The sequence below is a fragment of the Saccharopolyspora sp. NPDC003752 genome (assembly GCF_053605825.1).
Map to the genome: position 1 here is coordinate 49342 of NZ_JBSGJZ010000051.1, position 6403 is coordinate 55744.

Annotated in this window: 6 protein-coding genes; 1 reads left to right on the top strand and 5 read right to left on the bottom strand. The window is 71.0% G+C overall.

Annotation, left to right across the window (positions count from 1 at the left end; translation table 11 throughout):
• Nucleotides 1–188: 188 nt before the first annotated feature.
• Genes ACWEV3_RS38400 through ACWEV3_RS38420 form a run of 5 tightly spaced genes read right to left on the bottom strand, consistent with a single transcriptional unit; the run spans nucleotide 189 to nucleotide 5523 of the window.
• Nucleotides 189–1046 carry an ABC transporter permease gene (locus ACWEV3_RS38400; RefSeq protein WP_452618614.1) on the bottom strand — a complete coding sequence of 286 codons (858 nt, stop codon included), beginning with the start codon at nucleotides 1044–1046 and terminating at the stop codon, nucleotides 189–191.
• Nucleotides 1047–1050: 4 nt separating this feature from the next.
• Complete coding sequence (locus ACWEV3_RS38405) at nucleotides 1051–2031, bottom strand: ABC transporter permease (RefSeq protein WP_452618615.1); 981 nt, start codon at nucleotides 2029–2031, stop codon at nucleotides 1051–1053.
• On the bottom strand, nucleotides 2028–3536 hold the full coding sequence (locus ACWEV3_RS38410; RefSeq protein ID WP_452618616.1) for an ABC transporter substrate-binding protein: 1509 nt from the start codon (nucleotides 3534–3536) through the stop codon (nucleotides 2028–2030). The genes ACWEV3_RS38405 and ACWEV3_RS38410 overlap by 4 nt, the downstream gene beginning before the upstream one ends.
• The gene (locus tag ACWEV3_RS38415) at nucleotides 3533–4516 is read right to left on the bottom strand and encodes an ABC transporter ATP-binding protein (protein ID WP_452618617.1); all 984 of its coding nucleotides are present in this window, start codon (nucleotides 4514–4516) and stop codon (nucleotides 3533–3535) included. The genes ACWEV3_RS38410 and ACWEV3_RS38415 overlap by 4 nt, the downstream gene beginning before the upstream one ends.
• Entirely contained in the window at nucleotides 4513–5523 is a 1011-nt protein-coding gene (locus ACWEV3_RS38420) for an ABC transporter ATP-binding protein (RefSeq protein WP_452618618.1), read from the bottom strand. The genes ACWEV3_RS38415 and ACWEV3_RS38420 overlap by 4 nt, the downstream gene beginning before the upstream one ends.
• 124 nt (nucleotides 5524–5647) lie before the next feature.
• On the opposite strand from ACWEV3_RS38420, the gene ACWEV3_RS38425 reads away from it, so the two are divergent.
• Nucleotides 5648–6268 (top strand): TetR/AcrR family transcriptional regulator, encoded by a 621-nt coding sequence (locus ACWEV3_RS38425; RefSeq protein WP_452618619.1) that lies wholly within the window; start codon nucleotides 5648–5650, stop codon nucleotides 6266–6268.
• Nucleotides 6269–6403: the final 135 nt, after the last annotated feature.

A 6403-nucleotide genomic window follows, 5' to 3' on the forward strand; every position in this document is an offset into this window, starting at 1 on the left:
GATCGGTCGGTGGAGGCGCGTCAGCGCGCGGCACGCGGGCCGAGGGGGGCGACGATTTCGCGCGAAATCGGCGTTCCGTACGCGTGGCGTGCGACGATTTCGCGCGAAATCGCCAACTCGCGAGCGGGAATGAGGACGGGTGGACGGCGTGGTGTCGGAAGCGTTGCGCGGCGCATTCGGGTCAGCTCCTAGCGGTTCCGGCGCGGGTCGAGGGCTTGTTGCGCGACGTCGCCGAGGACGTTGAACGCCAGTGCCGTCGCGGCGATCGCGATGCCGGGCACCAGCATCTGCAGCGGTGCCTGGTAGAGGAACGTGTAGGCGCGGGCCAGCATCGAGCCCCAGCTCGGGTCGGGCGGCTGCACGCCGAGGCCGAGGAAGCTCAGGCTGGCCTCGGCGATCAGCGCGTGCGCCAGCAGCAGGCTGGACTGCACGAGCACCGGCTGGATCGAGTTCGGCACCAGGTGCCGCAGCACGAGGTGCCTGCCCCGGCTGCCGAAGCTGCGCGCCGCCTCGACGTAGGTCTCCTCCTTCACCGCGAGGACCTGCGCGCGCATCAGGCGGGCCACCGAAGGCGCGAACACGATGCCGACCGAGATCATCGAGTTGACCAGGCTCGGCTGCAAGGCCGCCGTGATCGCGATCGCGAGGATGATCGCCGGGAACGACAGCAGGGTGTCCACCACGCGCATCACCGCGCTGTCGACGATGCCGCCGAGGTAGCCCGCGGCCAGCCCGAGCGGGATGCCGATCAGCAGCGCCACCCCGACCGCCAGGAAGCTGGCCAGCAGCGACGCCTGCGCGCCGTGGATCAGCCTGCTGAGCACGTCCCGGCCGAGGTCGTCGCTGCCCAGCAGGTAGCCGGGCGTGCCGGCCAGGGCGAGGATGGCGTCGAAGTTCTGCGCGTTGGGCTCGTGCGCGGTCACCACCGGCGCCAGCAGCGCCAGTGCCACCAGCACCACGAGGTAGCCGGCGGACGCCAGGCCGCGCCAGTCCCGCACGACCAGCCACAGCCGGTTCTCCCGGCGCGGTGGGGAAAGCGTGGTCATGGCATCACTCCGAGATACGCGGGTCGATGAACCGGTAGGCCACGTCGACCACCAGGTTCGTGAGCAGCACCAGCAGTGCGGTGATCAGCACGACGCCCTGGATCACCGGGTAGTCGCGCTGGGTGGTCGCCTCCACGACGAGCGTGCCGAGGCCGGGAATCGCGAACAGCGTCTCCACCACGACGCTCGCGCCGATCACCCGGCTGACCAGCAGCCCGGTGATCGTCGCCAGCGGCAGCCCGGCGTTCTTCAAGGCGTGCCGCCAGACCATCGTCCGGTGCGACAGGCCTTTCGCCCGGTGGGTGCGCATGAAGTCCGACCGCAGCACCTCGATCAGCGCGCTGCGCAGCTGGCGGCACACCTCGGCGGCCCCGACCATGCCGAGCGCGATCGCGGGCAGGACCACGTATTGCCCCGTCTGCACGGGATTCTCGGTGAGGCCGACGAATCCCGTCGCGGGCAACCACTGCAGCTGGACGGCGAAGACCAGCACCAGCACCATGCCGATCCAGAAGTTCGGCACCGCGATGCCCAGCGTCGCCGCGCCGGTGATGGCGGTGTCGGCGGGCCGCCCCTGCCGCAGCGCGGCGGCCACCCCGAGCGGAACGCCCAGGCCGACGGCCACCAGCAGCGCCGCCGCGCCGAGCGTCAGCGTGGTGGGAAGCCGTTGCCAGATCAGCGATCCCACGCTCTCGCCAGTGCTCAGCGAGACGCCGAGGTCGCCGGTGATCGCGTGCCGCAGCCAGTCGAGGTACTGCAGCGCGAACGGCTGGTCCAGCCCGAGCTGGGCGCGGATCTCGGCCAGCCGCTCCGGGGTGGCGTGCTCCCCGGCGATGGCCTGCGCGGGGTCGCCGGGGATCAGGTGCAGCAGGCCGAACACCACGAATGTCGCGAGCACCAGGGTCGGGACGGTCATCAGGACCCGCCGGCCGATCATGCGCGGCAGTGCGGTGTCCCGGCCCGGTCGCAAAGCCAGCGCGGTCATCGGTCGATCCTCACGGTGGTGAACTTGGGTTTGCCCAGCAAGTTCGGTTCGAAGCCCTGCACGTGCTCGCGGTAGGCGGCGACCGCGTCCGGGAAGATCAGCGGCACGAAGAGCGACTGGTCGGCCACGATCCGGGCCACCGCGCCCAGCTTCTCCGACCGCTGGGCCAGATCCGCGGTGCCGTTCGCGGCGTTGAGCGCCTCGTCGATGCCGGGCGTGGCGACGTGCCCGGCGTTGTAGTAGCCGCGCTCGGTGAACATCAGCTTGTAGGTCAGGCCCGGGTCCGGCCGCCCGGTCCAGGCCGACAGCAGTGCCGGGTACTTGCGCTCGTTGAAGAACTCGCTGCTGGCCTGGGTCAGCTCGGTCGGGATCAGGTCGATCTGCACGCCCACCTTGCCGAGCTGGTACTTCAGCACCTCGGCCAGCCGCACGTTGACCGGATCCGGGTAGGTGAGCAGCGGGAACCGCAGGCCGTCGGCGTGACCGGCATCGGCGAGCAGCCGCCGGGCCCGGTCGGGGTCGTGCGGGTAGGTGGGCACGGCGGACTTCGGGAACGCCCAGTGGTCCGACGGCAGCGGGGTCCAGCCCGGTTCGCCCTGCCCGAACTGCGTCACCTTCAGGATCTGCTCGCGGTCGAGCGCCAGGTTCAGCGCCTCGCGGACCCGCTGGTCGCGGAACACCGGCGCACTCAGGTCCAGGTAAATGATCAGCTGGTACAGCTGCGGTCCCGCGGCGACCTTCGTGCCCTTCGCCGCGCTGAGCAGCCCGACGTCCTGCGGTGGTGGGTTGAACACCATGTCCTGCTGGCCGGAGCGCAGCGCGTTCACCGCGGTCGAGCCGTCCTTCATGATCGTGAAGTCGATGCTGTCCAGGTGCGGCAGCCCGCGTTGCCAGTAACCGGGGAAGCGCTCCACCCGCACCAGCTGGCCGTAGCGCCATTCGACGAACTTCCAGGGCCCGGCGCCGACGGGATTGCGTTCGAAGGCGTCGCCCTCGCGCTCGGCGGCGGTGGGGGAGACCAGCATCCCGGCGCGGTCGGCGAGCGTGAGCAGCAGCGAGCTGTCCGGCCGGGCCAAGTTCAGCCGCACCGTCCGCGCGTCGAGCACGTCGACGCCGGTCACGGCGGCCACATCGGACTTGATGTTGGACTCGGGGCCCTTGGCGCGCTCGATGTTGTACTTGACGGCCTGCGCGTCGACCGGCGTGCCGTCGTGGAACCGCACGTCCGGACGCAGGTGCAGCACCAGCGCGGTCGGGTCGTCCTGGTTCCAGGACTCGGCCAGTCCCGGCGCGGGCTCCAGCGTCTTCGGATCGAACGACACCAGGGTGTCGTACATGGTGTAGAGGATCGCGTGGTCCGAACCGGAGTTGCCGCGCTGTGGGTCCAAAGAGGACGGATTGGACCGCCACGCCACCCGCAGGTGCTGGCCGCCCTCGGCGGCTCCGCTGCCGCACGCGGTCAGCGCCAGCAGCAACACCCAGACCACTGCGGCGATGCGCTTCACGGCTGGCCTCCTTCGACGCCGCGCAGCGGCAGGGATTCGGGGAAGTGGCACGCGGACCAGCGGCCCGGTTCGACCTCCGCCCACTTCGGGACCTCCTCGGCGCACCGCTGCTGCGCGTAGCGGCACCGGGTGCGGAACCGGCAGCCCGACGGCGGGTCCACCGGGCTCGGGATGTCGCCTTCGAGGACGATGCGGTCCCGCTGCTGGGCGCCGATCCGCGGCTGCGCCGAGACCAGCGCCTCGGTGTAGGGGTGCAGCGGCCGCTCCACCACCTCGTCCACTGGGCCGAGCTCCATCAGCCGGCCCAGGTACATCACCGCGACCCGGTCGGCGATGTTCGAGACCACCGCCAGGTCGTGGGTGATGAACAGGTAGGACAGCCCGAGGCCGGCCTGCAGCCGGCGCAGCAGGTCGAGGATCTCCGCCTGCAGCGCCACGTCCAGCGCCGACACCGGTTCGTCGCAGACCACCAGCGCGGGATCCAGGACGAGCGCGCGGGCGATGTTGACCCGCTGCTTCTGGCCGCCGGAGAGCTCGTGCGGGTAGCGCTCGCCGTGTTCGGCCGACAGGCCGACCGACTCCAGCGCCGCCAGCGCGCGGGTCCTGCGCTCGGCGCGATTCCCCTTGCCCTGCACCACGAGCGGCTCTTCGACGCTGGACGCGATGCGCATCCGCGGGTCCAGCGACGCGTTCGGGTCCTGGAACACCATCTGCAAGCGGGTCAGCGCCTCGCGCCTGGCCCGGCCGCGCAGCGCCGCCAGGTCCGCGCCCGCGAGGCGCACCTCGCCGCCGCTGGGGCGCACCAGCTGCAGCAGCGCGCGGCTCAGCGTGGACTTGCCGGAGCCCGATTCGCCGATCAGGCCCAGCGTTTCGCCCTCGCGCAGCGCGAAGGACACACCGTCGACGGCGCGCACCCGCTCGCCCTTGCGCTTGGTCGCGAACGACACCGCGAGGTCATCGACCTGAAGCAACTCGCTCACCGGGCGACCCCCGGCAGCGTCAGGTCGGCGGTGCGGCCGCAGCGCACCGTGCGCGCGCCGGCGACCGGGAGCAGCTCGGGCCGGTGGTCCCGGCAGTCGTCGGTGGTGAAGTCGCAGCGCGGGTGGAAGACGCAACCCGGCGGTGGGGCGTCCGGCGGCGGAACCCGGCCGGGGATCGCCTTGAGCTCGGCGTGGCGGGCCTCGATCCGGGGGATCGCTTGCAGCAGCCGCGAGGTGTAGGGGTGCCGGGGCGCGCCGAGCACGTCGGAAACGGGCCCGCTCTCGACCGTTTCGCCCGCGTAGAGGGTGACCATCCGGTCGCAGAGCTCGGCGACGACGCCGAGGTCGTGGGTGATGAACAGGACCGCCGTGCCGTGCTGCCGCGTCAGGTCCCGCAGCAGTTCGAGGATCTGCGCCTGGATCGTCACGTCGACGGCGGTGGTGGGTTCGTCGGCGATCAGCAGCCGGGGGCGGCAGATCAGCGCGATCGCGATCATCACGCGCTGCCGCATCCCGCCGGAGAGCTGGTGCGGGTACTCGCCGAAGCGCCGCTCCGGCAACGGGATCCCGACGGCTTCGAGCATCTCGACCGCGGCCCTGCGGGCGGCCCGCTTGCCCATGCCGCGATGCGCCAGCAGGCATTCGGTGAGCTGGTGGCCGACGGTGAACACCGGGTCCAGCGCGCTCATCGGTTCCTGGAAGACCATGCCGAGTTCGCTGCCGCGCAGCCGCTGCCGCTCCGGTTGCGAGAGGCGGAGCAGGTCGGTGCCCGCGAAGCGGATCCGGCCGCCGATCACCGCGGGCGGCGTGGGCAGCAGGCCCATCACGGCGAGCGCGGTCAGCGACTTGCCGCTGCCGCTTTCGCCCGCCATGCCGACGATCTCGCCGGCGCCGACGTCGAAGGACACGTCGCGCACGGCGGTGGTGCGGGATTTCCGGCCGAGGAAGGAGATGTTCAGGTGCTCGACTTCCAGCACCCGGTCCGGGGATGTGCGGGGGAGTGTCAACGCTGGCCTCCCGAGGGTGTGTGACGCCGGGCACTCTAAGCTGTGTGTAAAACTGACGTCAATATCAGTTTTTCGATGTGCGCTAAGTTGGCGCATCTCTGTACCGAGTCACCAGGAGGTAGCGGTGGCCGTTGAGCGGCTGCAACCGGTAGCCAGCCCGAAGACGCCGAAGGGGCGCGGCTCGAAGGAGTCCTTGCTGCGCGCGGCGCGCACGGTGTTCGGCCGGTCGGGCTTCGCGGCGTCGCGCGTCGCAGACATCGCGGCCGAGGCGGGCATGTCCAACGGCGCGTTCTACCGGTACTACACGGACAAGCGCGAAGCGCTGGTCGAGCTGATGACGGAGCTGCTGGACGGCCTCTTCGACCAGTCGCGCGCCCGGTGGAACCCGGGAGACGCGATCGAGTCGGTGGTGATCAGCACGGAGCGCTACTTCCGCTACTACGAGGACAACGCCGACCTGTTCGGGGTCCTGCACGAGACGGCGCAGACGGACCCGGAGATCGAAGCGATGCAGGCCGACGGCCGGCGCAAGTTCCACGACCGCATCACGCGGATGGCCCGCAAGGGCATCGAGCGGGGCCTGATCCGCCCGAGCCTCGACCCGGAGCTCAGCGCGGCGTTCCTGGGCGGCATGACGGAGCACTACGCCTACACGCGCTTCGTCCTCCACCGCTACCCGGAACGCGAGGTCCACGAGGTGAGCCGGGAACTGGCGAACTTCTGGGCCCACGGCGCCCTCGCCTGACGCGGGCTCGGCGGAACCCGCCACGCGCCGCCCCGCGCCGACGCGGTGTCGATCTTGCTCTGCCCGAGGTTCGGGTGCCGGGTCGTCCCGCAATTTCCATTGAAATCGAAGGTTCGATTTCAATGGAAATTGCGG